Below are 25,260 nucleotides of genomic sequence, written 5' to 3'. Positions count from 1 at the left end.
GTGACCGCTCGGTTGCTTCTTCTGTTTATGAAGGAATATAATGGGTATAGCCATTTGGAGATCCGAATAGTTTAGACCCAAGACGGTTGTGAAGGGAGAACGACAACATTGAGCACCCAACAGTTTGAACGGAGTACACTGCGTCAGATCAGGCTGCATGTACTGCCTACAGACCGCTATAAAACATTCGCCATTTCCGCTTACATAGGACGCCCTCTTTCCGAGGAAGACGTAACGCAGACGGCATTGGTTCCTTTTGTTCTGAGAAGGGGAACGGAAAGTTATCCCGAAACGAAGCAGTTCCGAGAGCATCTCGACGATCTCTACGGAGCGGGCTTCGGTTTTGACATTTACAAGCGCGGAGACTACCAGATCGTTCAGTTCCGCATGGATGTAATTAACGACCGGTTTGTGTCGTCCCCCGAGTCTCTTTTGGAGAAAGCCCTTTCGTTTCTGGGTGAAGCCATCACGAAGCCGGCAGCCGAGGGAGACGCTTTTCTCTCCAAATATGTGGAATCCGAGAAGGAAACGCTGCGCAAACGGATCGAATCCATCATTAACGATAAAATCCGCTTCGCCGCCGAACGCTGCATTGCCGAAATGTGCAAAGGGGAGCCGTACCGGCTGCATCCTCTGGGGGAGCTGAAGGATATTCCCGCTTCCACGCCGGAATCCCTTTTTGCCTACTTCAAAAAATGGCTGGCCGAAGCGCCTATCGACTTATACGTAGTCGGCAATACGACCCTCCAGGAAGTCGAGAACATCGTGAGCCGTGCTTTCCGGCTGGAGAGGGAGGAGAATCCCGCCTATACGCGCACCGCGCCTCAGCGCCGGACAGGGGAGACCCATGTCGTGGTGGAACGATTCCCCGTCACGCAGGGCAAGTTGAACATGGGCCTGCGTACGCCGATTACGTACGGAGACGATGCGTATCCCGCCGCGCTTATGTATAACGGCATTCTGGGCGGATATCCCCATTCCAAGCTGTTTTTGAACGTGCGCGAAAGGGCGAGCCTCGCTTACTATGCATCTTCCCGCCTTGACGGGCACAAGGGCATCCTGACGATCCAATCGGGCATCGAGATGCAGAATTACGAGAAAGCGGTTGATATTATCCGCAAACAGCTGGAAGACATGAGAACCGGCTTTATCAGCGATATCGAGCTCAGTCAGACAAGAGCGATGATAGCCAACCAGCTGCGGGAAATGCAGGATTCCGCTTTCGAACAGATCGCTTTTGATTTCAATGCCGTTCTTTCGGGCAAAGAGCGCACCGTTCAAGAGCTGATCGACGGAGTGACGAACACGAGCATCGCAGAGATTCAGCAGGCCGCCGAGGGAGTATTCCTGGACACCATCTATTTCTTGAGGGATGAAAAGGAGGAAGCCAAGTGAACGTCATTCCCTATCCTCACTTAAACGAAACTTTGTACGAAGAAAAGCTTCCGAACGGCCTTCACGTCTACGTGCTGCCTAAGGAAGGGTTTCAAAAAACGTACGCGACGTTTTCCACCCGCTACGGGTCGATCGATAATCACTTTCAAGTGGAGGGCGGGCCCGAAATCCGCGTGCCGGACGGAATTGCCCATTTTCTGGAGCATAAAATGTTCGAGGAGCCTACCGGCGATGTCTTCGCCACGTTTGCATCCCGCGGAGCTTCCGCGAACGCATTTACGAGCTTCGAGAGGACGGTCTATCTCTTTTCGGCTACGGGCCAGATTATGGAGAACATCACGACTCTGATCGATTTTGTTCAGAATCCGTACTTTACCGAAGAGAATGTCGAGAAGGAAAAGGGCATCATCGGGCAGGAAATCAACATGTACCGCGACAATCCGGACTGGAGAGCGTACTACGGCCTTATCGAAGCTTTGTACAGCAAGCATCCGGTTCGGATCGATATTGCGGGCACCATCCCGTCCATTACCGAAATTACCAAGGATATGTTGTACGACTGCTACCACACGTTCTATCACCCGAGCAACATGACGGTCTTTATCGCGGGCGGCGTGAATCCCGAAGAAGTGATTTCGCATATCCGGGCGAATCAGGCGGCCAAAACATTCAAACCTCAGGGGGAAATACGCCGGTTTTTCGAATCGGAGCCGGAAACCGTCGAGACGGAACGCAAGGAAACGATCCTGCCGGTATCGCTGCCTAAATGCCTGTTCGGTTTTAAAGAAAAAGCTCTGCACGAAGAAGGGGACGCGATCCTCAAACGGGAGCTTACGACGAAGCTTGTACTGGAAGTCCTGCTGGGCGCAAGCTCCCCGATCTACCAGAAGCTGTACAATGAAGGGCTCATCTCGGACAATTTCAGTCATGAGTACAACTCGTCTCCGGAGTACGCGTTTTCCGCGATGGGCGGAGATACGAAAGATCCGGATCTTCTGCTGAGCAGAATCCGTGAAGAGTTGGACCGTGTGAAAGCGGAAGGGCTGGACGAAGAAGCTTTCGAAAGAAGCCGCAGAAAAAAAATCGGCGGATTTCTGCGGATGCTGAATTCCCCCGAGGCGATCACGAATGAATTTACCCGGTATTTGTTCAAAGGGGCCGATATGTTTGATATTTTAAAAACGTACGAATCCATCACCAAGGATGAGGCGGAGTCCAGGCTCCGGGAACACTTTGACTGGAGCCGCTTTGCCGTTTCGCTCGTGCGAAGCGAGCGTTCGTGACGGGGCTCCGACCGTTTACCGAGCAGACGGTCCTCGTAACGGGCGGCAGCCGCGGAATCGGAGCGGCCGTCGCCGAACGGTTCGCCAAGCTTGGCATGAACGTGGTGATCCATTACTTGCAGTCTCATGAAGCGGCCAACGAAGTGGCGCGCCGCTGCATGAACCATGGAGCGAAGGTCATGACGGTGTGCGCGGATCTGAACTCGAAGGAACAGATTGTGGCTATGCGCGACAAAATGGAGCAGCGGGGCTTTATACCCGATGTGCTGGTCAATAATGCGGGGATTTCCCACTACGGCCTGCTTTCCGATGTGACGGAAGAGGAGTGGGACCGGGTTATGGACATTAACCTGAAGGGCACTTTTCTGTGCAGCCAGCTCTTTATGGACCGAATGATCTCCCGGAAATACGGCCGCATTATTAACGTGTCTTCCATCTGGGGAATTTCGGGCGCATCCTGCGAGGTCATCTATTCCACGGCAAAAGGCGGCATCAACGCGTTTACGAAAGCGTTGGCCAAGGAATTGGCTCCTTCGGGCGTCACTGTAAACGCCGTTGCGCCCGGAGCGGTCGATACCGATATGATGTCCGGCTTCGATCCAGCGGAGAAAGAAGCCATCGCGAGCGAAATACCGGCCGGCCGTTTTGCGGCGCCCGACGAAATCGCCTCGCTGGTATATTTTCTGGCTCTGCCCGAGTCCGGCTACATTACCGGCCAGATTATCAGCCCCAACGGGGGCTGGCTGACGTGAACGGCGGCCTGCGGTATTCCCTTAATTACCAAGGGTTTGGATAGCTTCCCGGGAATATTTGATTGTCCGGATGCAGATATTACAGGTGTTCCTCTCATCCTAACAAATCAAAGGAGGCCCGACCCATGTCTACGGTACTTACAGTGTTTGACAGATGGAAAGAATTTTTGGCTGAACGGGTGGACCAAGCCGAGAGAGTAGGCCTGAACGACGAGAAAATTTCTAACCTTGCTTTCCAGATCGGTGAGTTTCTGTCCGATAAAGTGGACCCGGAAAACCGCGAAGAGCGTCTGCTCAAAGAACTCTGGGACGCAGGTGACGAGAACGAACGCAAGGTTATGGCCCGTTTAATGGTCAAACTGGTGAATAAAGAGTAGAATAGATGATGTACATGCGAAAAGCCCCACTTCAATGCGGGGCTTTTCCATGCCATCATTTCAGGAAAGGATTCGGTATCATGAGTTTCTCGCGGGTAAAACTTGCACTTTTCCTGCCAGTCATCACAGTCATGCTTTCTTCATGCGGGACTCGCGGGCTTCCGACGATCACCGAACAGCAGCTGGCGTCCAAACATTCGGTTCTGGTCGTAACGGCCTCGGATGTGACACAGGAAACGAAAACGAGCGTGGCGGCGGCGCTCGCAAAATGGAGAAGCGGCAGCGGGCTCACTTCGGAGTGGAAGCAGGACGCCGCTTTTGACAGCGCCATGGGAACACGGCTCGAATCGAAGCGCTATGATTATGTCGTTGTAATCGGCAGCAGTCTTGTTCCTCAAGCTTCGGCAGAGGCGGTCAGGCTCAAGAATCAGAAATTCGTCGTGCTTGCGGACCGTTTGGAAGATCCCGGTATGCAGGCGGAGCAGACGGCTCCTCCGAATACCGTTGTTCGTGGCGTAGATCATGCGATGATCGAACAGGCGATGAGCGGCTGGGTCAAAGATCAGGCGGACAAAAGAAAATCCATCGAATGGGTAACAAAATCTTCGGTTCCCATACCCTCAGGTTTATCCCCTTCCGGCTTATCCGGTCATACCGTAAATACGGACAGCAATCCCGAATGGTTCGACCAGTTGAAAAAACAGGCCGCCGAGCATCGTTCAAGCTGGATTATCCCGTATACGACTCTTCAGAAAACGGATCAGCAGAAAATCAAATCGCTCGGGATTCCCGTCGTGCCGCTGGATCAATCTTTTGCCGTACAAGTGAACTGGGAAGCCGTTATGGCAAAGGAGCAGAACCGGATGATTCAAGGGGATTGGAAGCCGGGTATACAGACCTATTCTGCGGAAGAAATGAAACAAGTCGAATTTCTAAAAAAGTCGTAGTTACAAAGAAGTTGGCAGGACTTTGTCAAACGTTGTAGAATAATAACTCGGAATGTCTAATTCGTGCCATGGCAAATGAGGTGCTTACGTTTTGGAAATCAAAGAATGGTACATGGAATATCGAATACATAAGAACCGTCCGGGACTTCTGGGGGATATCGCTTCCCTCATGGGGATGCTCGATATCAATATTGTGACGATCAACGGGGTGGAGGACCGCACGCGCGGTATGCTTCTTCAAACCAACGATGATGAAAAAATCGAGTTAATGGGTAAAATGTTAAAAAAGGTGGATAATATCACCATAACCGCCTTTAGAACCCCAAAACTGGTTGATATTCTTGCCGTAAGACACGGCCGGTACATAGAACGCGACTCCGACGACAGGAAAACGTTCCGTTTTACAAGAGACGAACTCGGGCTCCTGGTCGATTTTCTGGGTGAAGTATTCAAACGCGAGGGCAATCAGGTGATCGGACTCCGCGGAATGCCGCGGGTAGGCAAGACCGAGTCCATCATTGCAGGCAGCGTATGTTCGAACAAACGCTGGACGTTTGTTTCGTCCACTTTGTTAAGACAGACCGTTCGAAGCCAGCTTTCGGAGGACGAGATGTCCATGAACAACGTTTTTATCATTGACGGAATCGTTTCAACTATCCGTTCCAATGAGAAACACTTCTCGCTGCTGCAGGAGATTATGGCTACGCCGTCTACCAAAGTAATCGAGCATCCGGATATTTTTATCAAAGAGTCCCATTACACGTATAACGATTTCGATTACATTATCGAACTTCGTAACAATCCGGACGAAGAAATCAATTATGACAGTTTTACGTATAACACAGAACCATTTTGAGGTTTTGTTCGTCTAAAAGGGGAAGGACCCGCTGAATTTACGGAGGTGAGAACATGTCGGAACTCGGTCAGCGATTGAAGCAGGCCCGATTGGAAAAGAGAATGTCTCTGGACGATTTGCAGGAAGTTACGAAAATCAGAACCAGATATCTTGAAGCAATTGAAGAGGAAAATTATAAAGTTTTGCCCGGCAGTTTTTATGTGAGGGCTTTTATCAAAAGCTACGCGGAAGCGGTCGGTCTCGATCCGAACGAAGTTCTGAACATGTATCAGGGCACAGTTCCGGCAGCTCCGCCGGAGCCGACGGTCGAAACGATCCGCACACCGCGCCGGAGTTCGGCAAGAAGCACGGACAGACTCAGCAAGTGGGCGTCCACCATTATGGTCGTTTCGTTCGTGCTGTTGATAGCGGCTATCGTGTATTATTTCGTCGTGGTTAACAACAAGGGAGACAGCTCGGGCGCGATCAATGAGCCCAACAGACTGACGGATACGGCGGATCCCAACGCGACGTCCGTTCCGAGTCCTGCTCCGGGCAACGGAGGGGGCGCGACAGCCACAACTACGCCTACTCCTACACCGACGCCGAGCGCTACTCCTACGCCGACCCCGACGCCTGGGGGAGGAGCCTTGACGCTTGTTAACAGCAGCAACAGTCTGGACAATTACACGGCAGTGGGCGGTAAACTCGACATTACCGTGACGGCGGCTGGAACGCAGTGCTGGTACAGAGTAGATAGTTTCCCGAACAACAGCAAGAAAATGGAGAAGCAGGGAACTTTGAAACAGGGCGAAACGGAGACGTTTTCTCTGACGACTACCGCACAGATTCGTGTAGGCGCGGCCAACGCCGCTAAAATCACCGTAAACGGGCAAGAGCTCAACGTCGGAGATGCCTCCAACCCTAAGAACATTAAAATTACGCTGCAGCCGCAGCCTTGATCGTAAACTTGTGAGTGTAATTACGCAGGAGAGGACGAAGCCAAAATGAGTTCGGAAAGCTCTTTCGATATCGTATCCAAGCTGGATATGCAGGAATTAAACAACGCCATTACGCAGGCCAAGAGAGAAATCGAAACCCGTTTTGATTTCAAAGGCAGCAAGAGCGAGATCACATTGGAAAAAGAAGAACTCGTTCTTCATTCGGACGACGATTTCAAGCTTCAGAACGTGATTGACATCCTTCACGCCAAGATGGCTAAACGGGGCATCGCCCTTAAAAATCTCGAATACGGCAAAATCGAGTCGGCTTCTTTGGGAACGGTCCGCCAGCGCGTTAAGCTCAAACAAGGAATCGAAGCGGACATCGCCAAGAAGATTAACATCATGATCCGGGATTCGAAGCTGAAGGTAAAGAGCCAAATCCAAGGAGACTCCATCCGTGTAACCGGCAAAAGCAGAGACGATTTGCAGAAAGTGATTCAAATGCTGAAAGGCGCCGATCTTCCTATCGATCTGCAATTTGACAATTTCAGATAAGTGAAAGCAGCCCTCCGGTGTCCCGGTTTTTCCCGCGGATATCGGAGGGTTTCCCTATTTTGACACTCGGATTAACGTTGTATTATACTTGTAAGGATGGCTTTGCTACGACGTTTGGAGGTTTCAGCATGACGGAGAAGGTAAGAGTAGTAACGCTTGGATGTGAGAAAAACTTGGTGGATTCCGAGATCATGTCCGGACTGGTCGATCAGCGAGGGTACAGCGTGGTCGAGAACAACGAAGAAGCTACCGTGATTATTGTAAATACGTGCGGATTTATCGATGCCGCCAAAGAAGAATCGGTTGCTACCATTCTGGATATGGCCGATCTGAAAAGAACCGGGAATTTGAAAGCGCTAATCGTTTCGGGGTGTCTGACACAGAGGTACAAAGAAGAACTGATGAAAGAAATGCCTGAGATTGACGGGATTGTGGGAACGGGCGATTTTCACAACATCAATGCCATTATTGACGAAGCCCTGAAAGGCAAAAAGCCGGTCTATGTCGGGAATCCGGTGTTTAACTATGAGCAAGCGCTTCCGCGCAAGGTTTCCACCCCCCGGTATACCGCATACGTCAAAATCGCGGAAGGCTGCGATAACGCCTGTACGTTCTGCTCCATTCCGATTATGAGGGGAAAATTCCGCAGCCGTTCGATGGAGTCCGTCATTTCGGAAGCTCGGCAATTGGCATCGCAAGGGGTTAAGGAGGTCAGCCTCATCGCCCAGGATTCCACCAATTACGGAACGGATCTGTACGATAAGTTCATGCTTCCCGAACTGCTCAATCGTGTGAGTGAAGTGGAAGGCATCGAATGGGTCAGGCTGCATTACGCCTATCCCGGATTTTTTACGGATGAGCTGATCGAAACGATGGCGAACAATCCGAAGATTTGCAAATACATAGATATGCCGCTTCAGCACAGCTCCGACGCTATTCTCAAGCGGATGAGACGTCCCGGAAGAGAGAAGGACGCCCGGGAACTTATTCTCAAAATACGCAAAAGAATGCCGGATGCGGCTTTGCGCACTTCGCTTATCGTCGGATTTCCGGGTGAAACGGAAGAAGATTTCGAACATCTTGTGCAGTTCGTTCAAGATGTCCAGTTCGACCGGCTCGGCGTCTTCACTTATTCAATGGAAGAAAACACGCCGGCGTCACGCCTTCCCGACCAGGTGCCGGACGAAGTAAAAGAATACCGCGCGGCCGCTCTTATGGAGCTTCAGCGTGAAATATCCAACCGCCGCGGGGGCCGCAGACTGGGCGAAGCGGTCGATGTGCTTATCGAGCGTTATGACGGCCGCAACGACGTATATATCGGCCGTTCCCAATACGATGCGCCGGAGATCGACGGGGAAGTTTTCGTAACCGGCACGAATATCGGAATAGGCGGCGTTGTAAAAGTGCGGGTTACCCACTCCTTTGAATTCGACCTCTCCGGGGAGGTTATCGCATAATGAATTTAGCCAACAAGATTACGCTTGCCAGGATTTTCCTGGTGCCGATTATTATGTTTTTCCTTCTTGTGAACATCCAGTTTCCACATATTAAAATTCAAACGTTTTCCATCACGTACAACCAGATTATCGCGGCGCTCATTTTCATAATTGCGGCGAGCACCGACAGTCTGGACGGATACATCGCCCGCAAAAACAAACTGGTTACGAACCTCGGAAAGCTGCTGGATCCGCTGGCCGATAAATTGCTTGTAACCGCCGTTCTGGTGTCCCTCGTTGAAATGGATAAACTGGGCGCATGGATCGTGATCGTGATTATCAGCCGCGAATGGGCCGTGACCGGACTCAGGCAGATCGCTCTGCTGGAGGGGGCTGTTATTCAGGCGAGCAAATGGGGTAAAGCCAAAACAGCGGCACAAATCACGGCGATTATTGCGCTGCTGATCAACAACTTCCCGTTTGCGTTTATCAACGTTCCGTTCGATTTGATCGCAAGCTGGATTGCCGCGATCATCACGGTGTACTCCGGGCTCGATTATTTCATCAAAAATAAACATGTAATTGATTTTTCCGAGAAAACACAGTAGATACTGTGTTTTCTTCGTCTCCGGCAAATGCAGCCCACACCATGCAAGTTTACATAAGTGAAGGAGGATTTACAGCATGAAAGCAGAATTGATTGCGGTTGGAACTGAGCTTCTGCTGGGGCAGATTTTAAATACGAATGCTCAGTACTTGGCGCAGGAATGCGCGATGCTCGGCATCGACTTGTACTTCCAGACTGTCGTAGGCGACAACCCCGCCCGCATCCGGGAAGCGTTGGAACAGGCCGGGAAACGGGCAGACCTGGTTATCACGACAGGGGGACTCGGTCCGACTCTGGACGATCTGACGAAGGATGTACTGGCCGATATGACCGGCCGGGGGCTCTATATCGACGAGATTTCCATGGCCAAGATCCGCGAGCTGTTCGATTCGCAGGGGCTTCATATGGTCGAGAGCAATTCCAGGCAGGCGAACATGATCGAAGGAGCGGAACCGCTTCCGAACGATACGGGATTGGCCGTGGGGCTCGGCCTGGATCACGAGGGGACCCGGTATCTGCTTCTTCCTGGCCCGCCGAAGGAAATGAAGCCGATGTTTGAGCGCTACGCCAAGGACTGGCTGAGCGGCCTCATAACCGATGAGATGCCTTTGTATTCGAAGATGCTCAAGTTTGCCGGGATAGGCGAATCGTCCCTCGAGCATAAGCTGTTTGACCTCATCGAGAAACAGACCGATCCGACCATCGCCCCTTATGCCAAGGAGGGCGAGGTGACGATCCGCCTGGCGACGAAGGCGCACACGGAAGAGGAAGCTCTCCGCAAGATGGAACAGGTAGAGAAGGAAATCCGCAGCCGTGTAGGGGAACACTTATATGCGGAAGAGGATATTCCTATCGAGGAAGCGGTGCTCGCGATACTTCAATCCAGAAATCAGACCCTGACGACGGCCGAGAGCTGTTCCGGCGGACTCCTGAGTGATTTGATCACATCCATACCGGGGCGTTCCTCGGTGTTTCTGGGCGGAGTCGTCTCTTATTCCAACGAAATGAAGCACAGTATGCTCGGCGTTCCTACGAAGCTGCTGGAAGGTGAGGACGCTCCCGGAGCGGTGAGCGCCGAAACGGCCGAGGCAATGGTGCGGGGCCTGCTGGAGCGCACAAATGCGGATTATGCCGTATCCGTAACGGGAGTTGCCGGACCGACTACCTCCGAAGGCAAACCGATCGGGCTTGTCTATGTCGGAGTCGGCTGCAAGGACGGAGATGTTCATGTTCAAAAGCTCCAGCTCCCCGGACTGAGGGAGTCGATCAAGCTGCGCGCGGCCAAAACGGCTCTGCACCAGCTTTGGAAACTTATAAAAGCGGACGGCTGATCGGCGTTTTTTGTTGAAAAACCGCAAATTTTAAGCTATAATGAAAGCATGTTAACGGAAGAACCGTAGCGAAGAATTTGTCTTTGCTGCGGTTTTTATTTTTTTGCCGTGCAAGGACCGAAAGGAGCGCCGTTTCCTTTAAATAAGAGAAGCTTCTGTCCGAATTCCTCACCGGGCGGCGATAGAGGGCTGTCACAAAAAAAACGAATGTATGTTCGAAAAAATGCTTGGCAACGGGTGAAAAAGAAGGTATGATATACCTATAACAGTTAAAGGAAGTGAGTGTATTGTCAGATCGTCGTGCCGCATTAGAAATGGCATTGCGCCAAATTGAGAAGCAGTTTGGCAAGGGTTCGATCATGAAACTCGGAGAATCGACACACATGCAGGTGGAGACCATCCCCAGTGGTTCCCTTGCTTTGGATATAGCACTTGGAACCGGAGGTTTTCCTCGCGGTAGAATTATCGAAATCTACGGACCCGAATCTTCCGGTAAAACAACGGTCGCTCTTCACGCAATCGCAGAAGTGCAAAAATCTGGCGGACAAGCCGCATTTATCGATGCAGAGCATGCTCTTGACCCGCTTTATGCAAGCAAGCTCGGAATCAACATTGACGAATTGCTTCTCTCCCAGCCGGACACAGGCGAGCAGGCGCTTGAAATCGCGGAAGCCCTTGTACGCAGTGGAGCAGTAGATATTATCGTTATCGACTCCGTTGCGGCTTTGGTTCCTAAGGCGGAAATCGAAGGCGAGATGGGGGACTCCCACGTCGGTCTTCAGGCCCGTCTGATGTCGCAAGCGCTGCGTAAACTTTCCGGCGCCATCAATAAATCGAAGGTTATCGCCATCTTTATTAACCAATTGCGTGAGAAAGTCGGCGTTATGTTCGGTAATCCAGAAACAACTCCGGGCGGCCGCGCGTTGAAATTCTATTCGACCGTGCGTTTGGATGTTCGCCGCGTTGAAACGATTAAGCAGGGCAACGATATGGTCGGTAACCGTACCCGTATCAAGGTCGTGAAGAACAAGGTTGCGCCTCCGTTCAAACAGGCCGATATTGACATTATGTACGGCGAAGGTATTTCCCGTGAAGGCAGTATCATCGATATCGGAACGGAACTGGATATCGTGAATAAGAGCGGTGCCTGGTACTCCTATAACGGCGACCGTCTCGGCCAGGGACGCGAGAACTCGAAGCAGTTCCTCAAGGAAAACAAGGAAGTTGCCGACGTTATTGAACAAAAAATCCGGGAAGCGAGCAATCTCACGAATGTAGTTCCTCCGACGGGCGTGGATGTAGACGATCCGGACGAAGAACTGGCACTCTTTACGGAAGAAGAAGAATAAGAACAAGGGCCGCCTCTTACGTACAGCGCAGGATGCGGCCTTGTTTTAGCTCCCTGGGGAGCTTTTCTTTGTTTATGGACCCATTAGGTGTCGAAAGGGGAAAAAGCTTATGAAAGACGAAACAGAGGCTTCCGTCATTACGGGGATAGAACGGCAAAAGCGCAATAAGAAACGTTACAATGTTTATGTCAACGATGAATATGCCTGCTCCGTGCATGAAGATATCTTGATTAAGAACCGCCTGCTCAAAGGGGAACAGATAGATGCGCAGCGTTTGCGGGAAGCGATGGAGGAAGACGAGAAGCATGAAGCCTACCTGAAAGCGATCCGTTTCGTGGCGGTCAGGCCGCGATCGGTCCAGGAAGTAAAAATGAAGCTTAAGGACCTGGGCTACGAAGCCGATCTGATTGATTGGGTGGTGGGCCGCCTATTGGAACAAAAGTACCTGGATGATGCCGATTTCGCAAAGCTTTGGACGGAACAACGTATTCAATACCAGCGTAAAGGCCGCAATGCGGTCCGCTACGAGCTCGCCCAGAAAGGGCTTTCCCGGGACGAGATTTCCAAAGCGCTGTCGGCGGTCGATACGGAGGAAGAAATGGAAGGGGCCCTTATTGTGGGCCGTAAAAAATGGAAAACCGTGTCAGGCGAGAAGATGGACCGCAAAAGAAAAACGATGGCTTTTCTGCTTCGGCGGGGATATCCGTCTTCGCTCGTTAACGATGTGATGCGCCGGCTTTCCGAAGAAGAGCTCGAAAATGAGGAGTAGCTTTCCCGTGAAAGCGCACTCAGTCACGGTTGACGAAGCCAATAGCTTGACAATGTTCTTTGTGAACAGATAAAATACAATTGTATATTTTCATAAAAAATCATCAGATTTTCTATGAGGTAACAGAAGCGATTTCCGCCAAGATTGCTTCTGCTCCATGCTGTTCCGAACAACCCCCGTTGTACGGACAAACAAACCGAACCATTTTCTAGCACGGAATGTGGTCCATACGGCTTGAACAAACGAATATCGGATTAAAAAAACCGAATCATCCCAAGCTAACACCTTGGAGGAACCAACGAGGAGGTGAACATGATGAATCCAATTATCTGGGTCCTGATCATTCTCGTTGTTGGCGTTATTTGCTTAGGGATTGGTTATTTTATCCGCAAGTCTCTTGCAGAAGCGAAAATTTCCAGTGCTGAAACTGCCGCTGCACAAATTGTAGAAAATGCCCGCAAAGAAGCGGAGGCACTGAAAAAAGAAACGGTATTGGAAGCCAAAGATGAAGTTCATAAGCTCCGGGCCGAAGCTGAAAAAGACATTCGTGAACGTCGAAATGAATCTCAACGACATGAAAGACGATTGTTGCAAAAAGAGGAGTCGCTGGATAAAAAATTAGAATCTCTTGAACGCAAAGAAGAGCAAGTCGCCAACAAAGAGAAGAGAATTGAAGAAACGCAGAATCAGATTGATGAGCTCTACCGCAAACAGGTTTCGGAACTCGAACGTATTTCCGGCATGACCATGGAAGAAGCGAAGACCATCATCCTATCCGGCGTTGAACAGGAAGTTCGTCATGAAACCGCACAACTTATTAAAGAAATAGAGCAGCAGGCCAAAGAAGAAGGCGACAAGAAAGCGCGTGAAATCATCACGCTCGCCATTCAGCGCTGCGCTGCCGACCATGTTGCCGAAACGACGGTATCTGTCGTAAGTCTTCCGAATGAAGAAATGAAAGGCCGGATTATCGGTCGCGAAGGCCGTAATATCCGAGCCCTTGAAACCTTGACGGGGATCGATCTTATTATCGACGATACTCCGGAAGCCGTTATTTTGTCCGGCTTTGATCCGATCCGCAGAGAAATCGCGCGGACCTCGCTTGAAAAGCTCGTGGCCGACGGACGTATCCATCCGGCTCGTATCGAAGAGATGGTGGAGAAATCCCGCAAGGAAGTGGACGAGCGGATTCGCGAGTATGGAGAACAAGCTACGTTCGAAGTGGGCGTACACGGTCTGCATCCGGATCTGATCAAAATTTTGGGACGTCTCAAATTCCGTACAAGTTACGGACAGAACGTTCTCAAACACTCCATGGAAGTTGCTTATCTTTCCGGTTTGATGGCTGGAGAACTCGGCGAAGACGTGACATTGGCGAAACGTGCCGGGCTTCTGCATGACATCGGTAAAGCGCTTGACCACGAAGTGGAAGGGTCACACGTGGAGATCGGTGTTGAAATCGCCAAAAAGTACAAGGAACATCCTGTCGTTGTGAACAGTATCGCTTCCCACCACGGAGACGTGGAAGCGACCTCGGTTATCGCCATGCTCGTCGGAGCGGCGGACGCATTGTCTGCGGCCAGACCGGGTGCACGCCGGGAAACGCTGGAAACCTATATCAAGCGTCTCGAGAAGCTTGAAGGCATCTCCGAATCGTTCGAAGGCGTGGAGAAATCGTACGCCATCCAGGCCGGACGCGAGGTTCGCGTCATGGTTCAACCGGAGAAAATCGACGATGCGGAAGCATTCAGACTCGCCCGCGATATTACGAAGAAGATCGAAAACGAGCTTGACTATCCCGGTCATATCAAAGTTACGGTCATTCGTGAAACCCGCGCGGTTGAATACGCCAAATAAAAGAAGTATACTTGTGAAAAGTGGCTGCGTAAGCCACTTTTCCTTTTTTTAGCCGGAAAGAGAAAGAGGCAGGAGTGATGGGTTATTAAGATCGTATTTATCGGAGACATTGTCGGATCAGTCGGCCGGAATGCAGTAAAAACAATGGTGCCTAAACTGAAATTAAAATATGCGAACGCGGTATTTATCGCGAACGGTGAAAATGCGGCCGGAGGCCGAGGGATTACGTCGCAAATTACGAAGGAGCTCTACCAGCTCGGGATTCATGGAATAACGCTCGGCAACCACACCTGGGACCAGAAAGAAATTTTTGATTTCATCGACGATGAAGTTCAGATGGTGCGTCCCGCGAATTTTCCCGAAGGAGCGCCGGGGCGGGGATATACCGTTTTAAAGGTGCGCAACCAGGAAATCCTGCTTATCAATCTGCAGGGGCGGACTTTTCTGCCTCCGATCGACTGTCCGTTCCGCAAGGTAGACGAGATTCTCGAGGCGGCGAAAGGAAAGTACAAGCATATCTTCGTCGATTTCCACGCGGAGACAACGTCGGAGAAAATTGCGATGGGCTGGCACCTGGACGGCCGTGTTTCGGCGGTAGTAGGCACGCATACGCATGTCCAGACGAACGATAACCGCGTGCTGCCGCAAGGAACGGCTTACGTGACGGACGTAGGCATGGTAGGTCCCCGGGACGGCGTACTCGGCATGGAGCGCACAGCCGTTCTGCGTAAGTTTACGACGCAGCTGCCGGTAAGATTCGTCGTAGACGAAGGGCAGTGGCATTTCCATGCGACCGTTATCGATCTCGACGATACGACAGGCAAAGCGGGCAAGATCGAACTCATTCGGATTAATGAGGAAGATCTTCTTTTCGAATAGGAGCGTTCAGCAGCCGGCTTTCTGCCGCAAATTTAACTTGTACCTCCCGGTGATGCCGGTTCAGGAATGTTTGATCACCTGTCCGAATAGGATGGAAAGAGGAAACCTTAATCCTTTATCCATCAACCCAAGGAGGTACTTTTCCATGGAAGTATTAAAAGTTTCAGCAAAGTCCAATCCAAACTCCGTAGCAGGGGCGCTTGCAGGCGTGTTACGGGAGCGCGGGGCGGCGGAGCTTCAAGCCATTGGCGCGGGTGCTCTGAATCAGGCAATCAAAGCGGTAGCGATCGCAAGAGGATTTGTGGCGCCCAGTGGAGTCGACTTAATTTGCGTACCCGCCTTTACAGACATCGTCATTGACGGGGAAGACCGCACGGCGATCAAACTCATCGTAGAACCGAGATGATTCACGCGCGCTCCTCGGGTTGTACATACATGAACGGACCTGTTTACATACTCTGTAGACAGGTTTTTTTCGCATCGTGCAGCAAAGGCAAGGCCCACTAAAGAGCCTGGAGGTAACCATGATTATCGATGCTCACTGCGATGTTTTGATGAAGATGTACCGGAACCCGCTGCTTGATTTTAACGCGGCCGAGCCTCTATTGGACGTAAACTACCCGCTTATGAAGCAGGGGGGAGTCAAAATCCAGTTTATGGCGGTCTACCTGCCGGAAGAAATCAAGAATCCCGATGCGGGGCACATCCTGGAGTACGTGGATATTTTACACAGAAGAGTGCTCTGCAATCCCGATATCGTCCTGATCCAAACCCGCTCGGATCTTCAGCATGTGCTGACGACGGGCAAACGGGGCGTGCTGCTGACTTTGGAAGGAGCGGAAGGGCTGAGGGGCAGCCTGGCTCAACTGCGTATGCTTTACCGGTTGGGGCTCAGAAGCATAGGACCCGCCTGGAATTTCGCCAATTGGGCGGTAGACGGGGCCATGGAGACCCGAAACGGGGGGTTTACCCTGCGGGGGCAGCAGCTGATAAAAGAAAGTAATCACCTAGGGGTTCTGTTCGATGCCTCGCATCTATCGGAAAAAGCTTTTTGGGAAGCGGCCGACGTACCCGGCCTGCATTTGTTCGCTTCGCATTCCAATGCCAAATCGGCATGCGACCATCCGCGAAATTTGACCGACGGACAAATCTGCTGCCTTATCGAACGGAAAGGAATGATCGGAATTACATTCGTCCCTTGGTTTGTGAAGAAGAACGGTCCGGTTTTCATTACGGACCTTTTCCGGCATATCGATCACATCTGCTCGCTGGGCGGTGAAGATTTTATCGGCTTCGGATCTGATTTCGACGGGATAGACAACTATATCCACGGACTGGAGAACGCCGGCATGTACGCGAACCTGGCCAATGAACTGTACAAGCACTACACGCCCGTCCAAGCCCAGAAATTTCTCTGGCAGAACGGATACGCCTTCCTGGAACGCAGTCTGCCGGTTTCCTAGAGAGCGATCTCTTTTTGATATGGGTATGATCTAAAAAAGCTATCTGTCCCTTTTACGGAAAACCCTTGCAATTTACGGGGTCTAGGAATAGAATTTGGATAGCTTGAAAAAATTTTTTTATATCCTACAATCTATCATACAAGCATCGTTCTAAGCAGGGCTCGTTTTGCAAAATGGTTTGCAAGAGGCGGAGCAGCTCACCATCAAAAGGAGTGGACGCAAGGTGATTAGTCAGTTATCGTGGAAGATCGGGGGACAACAAGGGGAGGGTGTAGAAAGTACGGACCGTATTTTCTCGACGGCGCTTAACCGTCTCGGATACTATTTGTACGGCTACCGTCACTTCTCTTCGCGCATCAAGGGAGGACATACGAACAATAAAATCCGCATCAGTACGAAACCGATTCGCTCGATTTCGGACGATTTGGATATTCTGGTCGCTTTCGACCAGGAGACGATTGATCTGAACTCTCATGAGTTGGGAGTCCACGGCGTGATCGTCGCGGACGCGAAGTTTAATCCCACCCTGCCGGAAGGCGTTAACGCGCGTCTGTTCCCGGTGCCGATTACGGCGATTGCGGAAGAGCTTGGAACTTCCCTGTTTAAAAATATGGCGGCTTCCGGCGCTTCCTGGGCGCTGCTGGGGCTGCCTTTAGATGTGTTCAACAAAGCGGTCGAAGAGGAATTCGGACGCAAAGGCGCCGCCGTAGTCGAGAAGAATATCGAAGCGGTGCGCAAAGGAGCGGAATCCGTGCTGGAGTTGGCAGGCGGTCCGATCGCGGAACTGCAGCTGGAGCCTGCGGACGGCAAGCAGAAGCTGTTCATGATCGGCAACGACGCCATCGCTCTCGGGGCCGTAGCCGCCGGCTGCCGCTTTATGCCGGCTTATCCGATCACACCGGCTTCGGAGATTATGGAATACTTGACGAAGGTGCTTCCTAAATTCGGCGGAGCCGTTATCCAGACAGAGGACGAGATATCGGCCTGTACGATGGCAATCGGCGCCAGCTACGGCGGCGTACGCGCCATGACGGCCTCGGCGGGTCCCGGCCTGTCCCTGATGATGGAAGCGATCGGTCTGGCCGGAATGACGGAAACGCCGGTCGTGATCGTGGATACACAGCGCGGCGGCCCGAGTACGGGACTTCCGACCAAACAGGAACAAAGTGACGTAAACGCCATGATTTACGGCACGCACGGGGAGATCCCCAAAGTCGTGCTCGCACCGAGCACGATCGAAGAATGCTTCTACGATACGATCGAAGCGTTTAACATCGCGGAAAAATTGCAGCTTCCGGTCATTCTGCTAACAGATCTCCAGCTTTCGCTGGGCAAGCAGTCCTCGGAAGTGCTGGATTATAATAAAATCGTTATCGAACGCGGCAGCCTCGTCGCGCAGCCCGAGGAAGTCGAGGACAGCAAGCAGCTGTTCAAGCGTTACGAGTTTACGGAGAACGGCGTGTCGCCGCGCGTGCTGCCGGGCGTGAAGTACGGCCTGCACCACGTGACAGGCGTTGAGCATGACCAGGAAGGCCGTCCGTCCGAGAGTCCGGTAAACCGGAAGAAAATGATGGATAAGCGCCTGGAGAAGCTAAAGCACGTGGAAGTGACCAACCCGATTCTCGTCAATGCGCCTCATGAAGAGCCGGATGTTCTGATCATCGGCATGAGTTCGACGGGCGGAACGATCGAGGAGGCAAGAGGCAGACTGGAGAAGGACGGTCTTGCGACGAACCATATTCACGTTCGTCTGCTGCATCCTTTCCCTGCCGAAGAGCTGAAGCCTCATCTGGCGAAAGCAAGGAATGTAATTGTCGTCGAAAATAACGCGACTGCACAGCTGGCGAACCTGATCAAGCTGAATGCAGGCAGTGCCGATAAAATCAAAAACATGCTGAAATACGACGGAACCCCGTTCCTGCCGTCCGAAATTTATCAAGAATGCAAGGAGCTGACTGTAGCATGGCAACGTTAAAAGATTTTCGCAACAATGTAAAGCCTAACTGGTGCCCGGGCTGCGGAGATTTCTCCGTTCAGGCCTCCATTCAGCGCGCTGCCGCGAACGTGGGACTGGAACCCGAGCAGCTTGCGATCGTATCCGGTATCGGCTGCTCCGGCCGTATCTCCGGCTATGTGAACTGCTACGGCTTTCACGGCATTCACGGCCGTTCCCTGCCGATTGCCCAAGGGCTTAAAATGGCGAACCGCGAGCTGACCGTTCTGGCTTCCGGGGGCGACGGCGACGGATTCGCGATCGGTATGGCTCATACGGTCCATGCGATCCGCCGTAACATCGACATGACTTATATCGTCATGGACAACCAGATTTACGGCCTGACTAAAGGCCAGACGTCTCCGCGAAGCGGCGAAGGCTTCAAAACGAAGAGTACGCCGAGCGGCTCCATCGAAACGCCTCTGGCGCCTCTTGAAATGGCGCTGGCTGCCGGTGCGACTTTCGTGGCGCAGTCTTTCTCCAGCAACTTGAAGCAGCTGACACACATCATCGAGGAAGGCATCAAGCACCAAGGCTTCTCGCTGATTAACGTATTCAGCCCGTGCGTCACGTTCAACAAAGTGAACACGTACGACTGGTTCAAGGAAAATATCGTGGATCTGGAGACGATCCCGGATTACGACCCGAGCAACCGGATCCAGGCGATGACGAAGCTGATGGAAACCGACGGCATGTTGACCGGTATTATTTATCAGAATAAAACGAAGCCGAGCTACGAGAACCTCGTTACCGGCTTTAAACCTGAAGGTCTTGCCAAGCAGGATATGAAGCTGAGCCAGGCTGATTTTGACAAATTGGTTGCAGAATTCAAATAAGCGGGATAGAACAGCGTGCAGAGTGCTCTGCGCGCTTTTTTTTTATTCGCATAGAGGTTAAACTGAGGGGGAGAAGCTGATAGAGAGACAGAGAATGGATACAGGAAGGGATGAAGACACAATGAAACAAATACCTATCGGGATTTCCGCCCGCCACATTCATTTGAAGCCGGAGCACATTACCCGCCTGTTCGGCGAGGGCTATGAGCTGACTGTACTGAAGGACCTGTCCCAGCCGGGACAATTCGCCGCGGGCGAAACCGTAGCGGTCGTCGGTCCCAAAGGCCGGTTTGACAAGGTCCGGATCCTTGGACCTGCACGGAATATTTCCCAGCTGGAAATATCGCGCACGGATGCTTTTGCGCTCGGCGTTAATCCGCCGGTACGCGAATCGGGAAATATTGAAGGAACGCCGGGAATCAAGATTGTGGGTCCCAAGGGCGAGTTGGAGCTGGAAGAGGGCGTCATCGTTGCGGCCCGCCACATCCATTTCCATACGGAGGATGCGAAGAAATGGGGCATCGAAGATAAGCAGCGCCTGCGTGTCCGGGTGGAGACGGATCGTCCCGTCATTTTCGAGGATGTGATTGCCCGTGTGTCGGACCAGTTCGCCTTGGATATGCATATTGATACGGATGAAGGCAACGCCGCGGGGCTTAAAACCGGCGATGTCGGAATTATTGTAGATTAGGAAGCGGGCCGGGACAAGTTGTCCGCATGCGCGCAGGGAGCCGGGTACGGGGAGCTGATTTCCTCTGCCCGGCTCTTTCTTCTTTTGTCCGGGGACCAGGCATGGTATAATCAGATTTATGAGTCTAGCATGGAATATTCAGGAGGAATGGCGAAATGACGGTGAAAACCGCTAAATCCGATAAGGATTTTTCGATCTATTTTCAACCTCCTTCTTATAAGGATGCGAAAAAACGCGGCAAGGAAAACATTGAAGTGCTGTATGATTTCAACATTCCGGAAGAGATGAAGGAGTTTGGCCAAGGCAAGCGGTACATGATCCGCACGTACGGCTGTCAAATGAACGAACATGATACCGAAACGATGAAAGGCATGCTTGAGGAGCTCGGCTATACCTCAACGGAAGAGAAGCAGGAAGCGGATGTGATCCTTCTGAACACCTGTGCGATCCGGGAGAACGCGGAGGATAAGGTGTTCGGCGAGCTGGGGCATCTGAAGCATCTCAAACTGGAAAAGCCGAATCTGGTGCTCGGAGTCTGCGGGTGCATGTCCCAAGAGGAAGGCGTCGTTAAGCGGATCTTACAAAAACACGGGCATGTCGATCTCATATTCGGCACCCATAACATTCACCGGCTTCCGGCCCTTCTGCAGGATGCATACTTAAGCAAGGAAATGGTTGTTGAAGTATGGTCCAAGGAAGGCGACATTATCGAGAACCTGCCCAAGAAGCGGGAAGGCATGCGCGCCTGGGTAAACATTATGTACGGCTGCGACAAGTTCTGCACGTACTGCATCGTGCCGTACACCCGCGGCAAGGAGCGGAGCCGCCGTCCGGAGGACGTCTTGGCGGAGGTGCGGGATCTGGCCCGTCAAGGGTTTAAGGAAATTACGCTGCTGGGACAGAACGTCAACGCTTACGGCAAAGATTTCGAGGATATCTCATATACCTTCGGAGATCTGATGGCGGATATGCGTAAAATTGATGTGCCGAGAATCCGGTTTACCACTTCGCATCCGCGTGATTTTGACGATCATCTGGTCGAGGTGCTCTCGCACAAAGGCAATTTGATGGAGCATATCCACCTGCCGGTCCAATCGGGAAGCACGGAAGTGCTGAAAAGAATGAGCCGCAAATACAGCCGTGAGCTGTACCTGGATCTTGTGCGCAAAATCAAGACGGCTATACCCGACGTGGTGCTCAGCACGGATATTATCGTCGGTTTCCCGGGGGAAACGGATGAGCAGTTTGAAGAGACGCTGTCTCTCGTGAAGGAAGTCCGGTTCGATTTTGCCTACTCTTTCATTTATTCCCCTCGTGAAGGAACGCCGGCTGCCGCAATGGAAGACAACGTTCCCGAGGACGTGAAGAAAGAGCGTCTGTACCGGCTCAATGAGGTACTCGGGGCTTTCAGTAAAGAGAGCAACGAGAAGCTTCGCGGTGAAGTGGTCGAAGTTCTTGTTGAGGGAGAGAGCAAGAAGAATTCGGAAGTCCTCTCCGGACGGACCCGGACGAATAAGCTCGTTCTTTTCAAAGGATCGAAGGATCTGATCGGGTCTTTCGCCCATGTACGCGTGACGGAACCGCAAACCTGGCTTGTAAAAGGCGAGCTTGTCGCCGAGCCTCTGCAAATGTTAAGCTAAGAACGCCATAATGAAGAAGCGGAGTGTGCAAGGATGGAGCATTACACGAATACCGAAATGGTCGTAAGAGAAGATATTTTGGCGAAAACGAAGGAGCTGGCGGAGCTTCTGACCACCTCTTCCGAGGTGCAGTTTTTTCAACAGGCCGAAAAACAGATCAACCAGAACGAGCACATTCAGTCTCTGATTCAAGCCATGAAGAAAAAGCAGAAAGAAATTGTCGCTTTTGAGAAATTTGACAATGAAATCATGGTGAAGAAGATCGAGAAGGAAATCGAAGACCTGCAGGATGAGCTGGACAATATTCCGATCGTCAGTGAATTCCAGCAATCCCAGGCGGATATCAACTACCTGCTTCAACTCGTTATGGGCGTAATCCGGGATACGATTGCGGACAAAATCACGGTGGAGTCCGGTTCGGCACAACCGCCTTCCAGCTGCAGCGAATAAAGTATCCTCGTTACAGAAAGGCCGTTTCCGGTTGCGGAAGCGGCTTTTTTGGCGTACATTCCTTTGTATTGATTAGTTGACAAAAATCAAACAATCTTATAAGTTGTTTATATAAATACAAACGAAGATTGAAGGTGTTTGATTTGAAAGATGTTTCAGAGCTTTTTTGGAATGCGTCGACGGACGAAATCAAACGGGGATACGTTTTCTCGGATCAGGAAGAAGCTTATGTGTGTCTGGTTTGCGGGAAATCGTTCACTAAAGGGATCATTTACCGCGAAGACGAGACGTTTTACGAAGCCGAGAAGTTCGCGTCCCGGCATATCGCCGCCGAGCACGGGTCCATGTTCCATTACCTGCTCAACTTGAATAAGAAGCTGACGGGGCTGACCGATCTGCAGAAGCAGCTGCTCGGATTTTTTCACGACGGATTGTCCGACAAAGACATTGTGGGAGAACTTGGCGGCGGAAGCACCTCAACCATCCGTAATCACCGGTTTACGATGCGGGAGCGGGAGAAGCAGGCTAGAGTGTATTTGGCGCTTATGGGGCTTCTGGACCAGCGGCCTGATACCGGAAAAGCGTCGTCTTTTATTGCCGTTCCGAAAAGCGCTACGGTGCTCGATGAAAGATTCGCGATTACGGAAGAGGAAAACGAGCAGTTTCTGAAGCTGTATTTTCCGGACGGGGTAGACGGACCTCTCAACAAATTTCCGAAAAAAGAGAAGCGGAAGATCGCTATCCTGCGGCAGTTGGCAGTAAGATTTGAAGCGGACCGGAAGTACACGGAAAAAGAAGTGAACGAGGTACTGAAAGAAGCGTGGCACGATTATGTGACTATCCGCAGATACCTGGTCGAATACGGCTTTATGAAGCGTCACGACGACGGCAGCGCGTATTGGATAACCCGTTAAGACAAACGGCAAGCGCGGCTTGGGTCAAATTCACTAAAAGAGGTTAATATCCGTATAGCAGCAGCTAGAGACAAAGGAGGATATAACCATGCCCCACGATATGACCCATGAAGGCGTTAACGAAGAAATTCAACGCTGTATCGAGGAATGTATAAATTGTATTAAAACTTGCAATTATTGTTTCGATGCTTGTCTGAAGGAAGAAGACGCTTCCCATATGGCCGCGTGCATCAGGCTGACCCGCGAATGCGCGGACATTTGTACTTATGCCGCATCGGCCATGACCCGTCAAAGCCCGTTCATTGTGGAAATCTGCAATCTATGCGCGACGATTTGCGAAATCTGCGCCAAAGAATGTGCGGAACATGAACATGAGCACTGTAGGGAGTGCGCCAAAGTATGCCGCTCCTGTGCGGAAGCTTGCCGTAGAATGGCTGCGTAAGACATTTTAAATAAACGAGCGGCTTGAGATGCGGCACGTGGAGCAGGCAAAGTGCGGCTCGATTAGAAAAAAGGTTAGACAACAACGGCTAAAAAGGGAACCCCGCACGGGTTCTTTTTTAGTTTTCACAAGAGAGGAAAGAAGCAAAACAAGAGGTAAATACTATTAAGGGATTCTAATAATTGGGTGATCGGAATGGGGCGGTTAAGGTTATAATGAGGGAAAGAATGCCCGGAAGTGCAACCTTCCTTCCCGCATTACGTCTATGACTAAAAGCCTGTTTCAATCTGCGCTTATTTGGGTAAATGTTGCTGATGTGCATGAAACCATAGTGAAGACCTAATTTTTGTCGCCTGAGGAGTTATCGTTTATGAAGGAAACTATTATTGTGGGCCTCCCGGCCTACAACGAACAGGACGCCTTGCCTAAACTGCTTCCGAAGATGGAACAATTGTCGGTGCAGTTTGGGGAGGCTTTTCGCGTGGTTGTGGTCAACGACGGAAGCTCGGACGGAACGGCCGAGGTCTTGAAGGAAGCATGCCGAACCTACGCATGGCTTCAAGTTATCGACCATGAGCGCAACCGCGGACTCGGGGAGGCCATGAACACCCTGGTCCGATTTGTAACAAGCGAGTACCAGTCAAGCGATGTGCTTGTGACGCTGGACGCGGACAATACGCATAATCCGAACCTGATTCCGGGGCTCGTCGCGAAGCTGAAGGAGAACAAGCTGGATCTGGTTGTGGCGTCCCGTTTTGCCAGAGGGGGCCAAGAGCTGGGTTTGTCGTTTATCCGGAGGCTCTACAGCCGCGGGGCGATGGTGTTTTTCAAGTTGTTTTTTCCGATTGAGGGGGTGCATGATTATTCGAGCGGCTTTCGCGCCTACCGGATCGGATATCTCAACCAGGCTATGAACCTTTACAAACAGAGACTGATCACGACCAGCGGTTTCGATTGCATGGCCGAAATGATGGCCCGGTTCAGTAAAATCGGCATTAAAGCGGGGGAGTATCCGCTCGTGCTGGAATACCATTTAAAGGTCGGCCGCAGCAAAATGAACGTAAAGCGGACGATTGCAGGCTATTTCCGCCTGTTGATGAAAGTTAAACCCCCCGTGCAGGGAACGCAAAAGAAAGTGAAGGGTACCGTATGAGCGCACTTTGGGTCATTTTATTATCGGTCGGTATGGGAGCGGTCGGGCAAGTTCTTCTCAAAGCGGGAGCGAACCGCCTGGGCGAACTCTCGCTGGCTCCGGCTACCTTAATTCCGGATTTATTCCGGATGGTTAAAACTCCCGAGATTCTGATCGGACTTATTTTATTCGGAACGAGCTTTCTGCTGTGGGTCAAGGTGCTCACCAAGGTAGAACTGAGCTACGCGTATCCGATGATGAGCCTCAGCTACGTGATCGTGTTCGTCATGTCGTTTCTTTGGTTCCAGGAGACGTTTACGATGCAAAAGCTGGTCGGTATGGCCGTCATTATAATCGGAATCATTATCATTAATAAATAAGGA

General features: G+C 51.5%; 26 protein-coding genes. All 26 read left to right on the top strand.

What is annotated here, in order from left to right:
• Positions 1–108 precede the first annotated feature (108 nt).
• The gene (yfmF, locus tag KVT34_RS05705; RefSeq protein WP_217557465.1) at positions 109–1,395 is read left to right on the top strand and encodes an EF-P 5-aminopentanol modification-associated protein YfmF; all 1,287 of its coding nucleotides are present in this window, start codon (positions 109–111) and stop codon (positions 1,393–1,395) included.
• A complete protein-coding gene (gene yfmH / locus KVT34_RS05700) occupies positions 1,392–2,678 on the top strand; it encodes an EF-P 5-aminopentanol modification-associated protein YfmH (RefSeq protein ID WP_217557463.1) in 1,287 nt (428 codons plus the stop codon). The genes yfmF and yfmH overlap by 4 nt, the downstream gene beginning before the upstream one ends.
• Complete coding sequence (gene ymfI / locus KVT34_RS05695) at positions 2,675–3,430, top strand: elongation factor P 5-aminopentanone reductase (protein ID WP_217557460.1); 756 nt, start codon at positions 2,675–2,677, stop codon at positions 3,428–3,430. Before yfmH ends, ymfI begins: the two co-directional genes overlap by 4 nt.
• A gap of 125 nt (positions 3,431–3,555) precedes the next feature.
• Entirely contained in the window at positions 3,556–3,807 is a 252-nt protein-coding gene (locus tag KVT34_RS05690; RefSeq protein WP_042233104.1) for a DUF3243 domain-containing protein, read from the top strand.
• A gap of 80 nt (positions 3,808–3,887) precedes the next feature.
• The gene (locus KVT34_RS05685) at positions 3,888–4,754 is read left to right on the top strand and encodes a hypothetical protein (RefSeq protein WP_217557458.1); all 867 of its coding nucleotides are present in this window, start codon (positions 3,888–3,890) and stop codon (positions 4,752–4,754) included.
• A 91-nt stretch (positions 4,755–4,845) separates the two neighbouring features.
• Positions 4,846–5,610, top strand: coding sequence for a DUF3388 domain-containing protein (locus tag KVT34_RS05680; RefSeq protein WP_042233108.1), 765 nt, complete (start codon positions 4,846–4,848; stop codon positions 5,608–5,610).
• A 53-nt stretch (positions 5,611–5,663) separates the two neighbouring features.
• On the top strand, positions 5,664–6,551 hold the full coding sequence (locus KVT34_RS05675; RefSeq protein WP_217557455.1) for a helix-turn-helix domain-containing protein: 888 nt from the start codon (positions 5,664–5,666) through the stop codon (positions 6,549–6,551).
• 45 nt (positions 6,552–6,596) lie between these two features.
• A complete protein-coding gene (locus tag KVT34_RS05670; protein WP_217557453.1) occupies positions 6,597–7,088 on the top strand; it encodes a YajQ family cyclic di-GMP-binding protein in 492 nt (163 codons plus the stop codon).
• Between the two features lie 128 nt (positions 7,089–7,216).
• Positions 7,217–8,545, top strand: coding sequence for a 30S ribosomal protein S12 methylthiotransferase RimO (rimO, locus tag KVT34_RS05665; protein WP_217557452.1), 1,329 nt, complete (start codon positions 7,217–7,219; stop codon positions 8,543–8,545).
• Positions 8,545–9,132 (top strand): CDP-diacylglycerol--glycerol-3-phosphate 3-phosphatidyltransferase, encoded by a 588-nt coding sequence (gene pgsA / locus KVT34_RS05660; RefSeq protein ID WP_009674945.1) that lies wholly within the window; start codon positions 8,545–8,547, stop codon positions 9,130–9,132. Before rimO ends, pgsA begins: the two co-directional genes overlap by 1 nt.
• A gap of 76 nt (positions 9,133–9,208) precedes the next feature.
• Complete coding sequence (locus KVT34_RS05655; protein ID WP_217557451.1) at positions 9,209–10,462, top strand: competence/damage-inducible protein A; 1,254 nt, start codon at positions 9,209–9,211, stop codon at positions 10,460–10,462.
• A 287-nt stretch (positions 10,463–10,749) separates the two neighbouring features.
• Complete coding sequence (gene recA / locus KVT34_RS05650) at positions 10,750–11,811, top strand: recombinase RecA (protein WP_217557449.1); 1,062 nt, start codon at positions 10,750–10,752, stop codon at positions 11,809–11,811.
• Between the two features lie 109 nt (positions 11,812–11,920).
• Entirely contained in the window at positions 11,921–12,580 is a 660-nt protein-coding gene (locus KVT34_RS05645; RefSeq protein WP_217557447.1) for a RecX family transcriptional regulator, read from the top strand.
• 312 nt (positions 12,581–12,892) lie between these two features.
• Positions 12,893–14,437, top strand: a complete 1,545-nt coding sequence (rny, locus tag KVT34_RS05640) for a ribonuclease Y (protein ID WP_009674960.1) — start codon at positions 12,893–12,895, stop codon at positions 14,435–14,437.
• An 84-nt stretch (positions 14,438–14,521) separates the two neighbouring features.
• On the top strand, positions 14,522–15,316 hold the full coding sequence (locus tag KVT34_RS05635) for a TIGR00282 family metallophosphoesterase (protein ID WP_217558510.1): 795 nt from the start codon (positions 14,522–14,524) through the stop codon (positions 15,314–15,316).
• 145 nt (positions 15,317–15,461) lie between these two features.
• Positions 15,462–15,722: a stage V sporulation protein S gene (locus KVT34_RS05630; protein ID WP_005550495.1), complete on the top strand. Its 261-nt coding sequence runs from the start codon at positions 15,462–15,464 to the stop codon at positions 15,720–15,722.
• A gap of 118 nt (positions 15,723–15,840) precedes the next feature.
• The gene (locus KVT34_RS05625; RefSeq protein WP_217557445.1) at positions 15,841–16,779 is read left to right on the top strand and encodes a dipeptidase; all 939 of its coding nucleotides are present in this window, start codon (positions 15,841–15,843) and stop codon (positions 16,777–16,779) included.
• A 223-nt stretch (positions 16,780–17,002) separates the two neighbouring features.
• On the top strand, positions 17,003–18,754 hold the full coding sequence (locus KVT34_RS05620) for a 2-oxoacid:acceptor oxidoreductase subunit alpha (RefSeq protein ID WP_217557443.1): 1,752 nt from the start codon (positions 17,003–17,005) through the stop codon (positions 18,752–18,754).
• Positions 18,742–19,608 (top strand): 2-oxoacid:ferredoxin oxidoreductase subunit beta, encoded by an 867-nt coding sequence (locus KVT34_RS05615; protein ID WP_217557440.1) that lies wholly within the window; start codon positions 18,742–18,744, stop codon positions 19,606–19,608. Before KVT34_RS05620 ends, KVT34_RS05615 begins: the two co-directional genes overlap by 13 nt.
• A 121-nt stretch (positions 19,609–19,729) precedes the next feature.
• Positions 19,730–20,299 (top strand): phosphate propanoyltransferase, encoded by a 570-nt coding sequence (gene pduL / locus KVT34_RS05610; RefSeq protein ID WP_217557438.1) that lies wholly within the window; start codon positions 19,730–19,732, stop codon positions 20,297–20,299.
• A gap of 155 nt (positions 20,300–20,454) precedes the next feature.
• Positions 20,455–21,939, top strand: a complete 1,485-nt coding sequence (gene miaB, locus KVT34_RS05605) for a tRNA (N6-isopentenyl adenosine(37)-C2)-methylthiotransferase MiaB (RefSeq protein ID WP_217557436.1) — start codon at positions 20,455–20,457, stop codon at positions 21,937–21,939.
• Between the two features lie 33 nt (positions 21,940–21,972).
• Entirely contained in the window at positions 21,973–22,389 is a 417-nt protein-coding gene (locus KVT34_RS05600) for a YlbF/YmcA family competence regulator (RefSeq protein ID WP_103993879.1), read from the top strand.
• A gap of 143 nt (positions 22,390–22,532) precedes the next feature.
• Positions 22,533–23,303, top strand: coding sequence for a DUF2087 domain-containing protein (locus KVT34_RS05595; RefSeq protein WP_217557434.1), 771 nt, complete (start codon positions 22,533–22,535; stop codon positions 23,301–23,303).
• 88 nt (positions 23,304–23,391) lie between these two features.
• The gene (locus KVT34_RS05590; protein ID WP_217557432.1) at positions 23,392–23,745 is read left to right on the top strand and encodes a four-helix bundle copper-binding protein; all 354 of its coding nucleotides are present in this window, start codon (positions 23,392–23,394) and stop codon (positions 23,743–23,745) included.
• A 370-nt stretch (positions 23,746–24,115) separates the two neighbouring features.
• Positions 24,116–24,898 carry a glycosyltransferase family 2 protein gene (locus tag KVT34_RS05585; RefSeq protein WP_217557430.1) on the top strand — a complete coding sequence of 261 codons (783 nt, stop codon included), beginning with the start codon at positions 24,116–24,118 and terminating at the stop codon, positions 24,896–24,898.
• Complete coding sequence (locus KVT34_RS05580; RefSeq protein WP_042233142.1) at positions 24,895–25,257, top strand: SMR family transporter; 363 nt, start codon at positions 24,895–24,897, stop codon at positions 25,255–25,257. Before KVT34_RS05585 ends, KVT34_RS05580 begins: the two co-directional genes overlap by 4 nt.
• Positions 25,258–25,260 lie beyond the last annotated feature (3 nt).

The organism is Paenibacillus sp. GbtcB18 (assembly GCF_019091125.1).
Lineage (GTDB): Bacteria > Bacillota > Bacilli > Paenibacillales > NBRC-103111 > Paenibacillus_F > Paenibacillus_F chitinolyticus.
The sequence above is the reverse complement of the archived record's forward strand: the minus strand, read 5'-3'. Positions and strand labels throughout refer to the sequence as shown.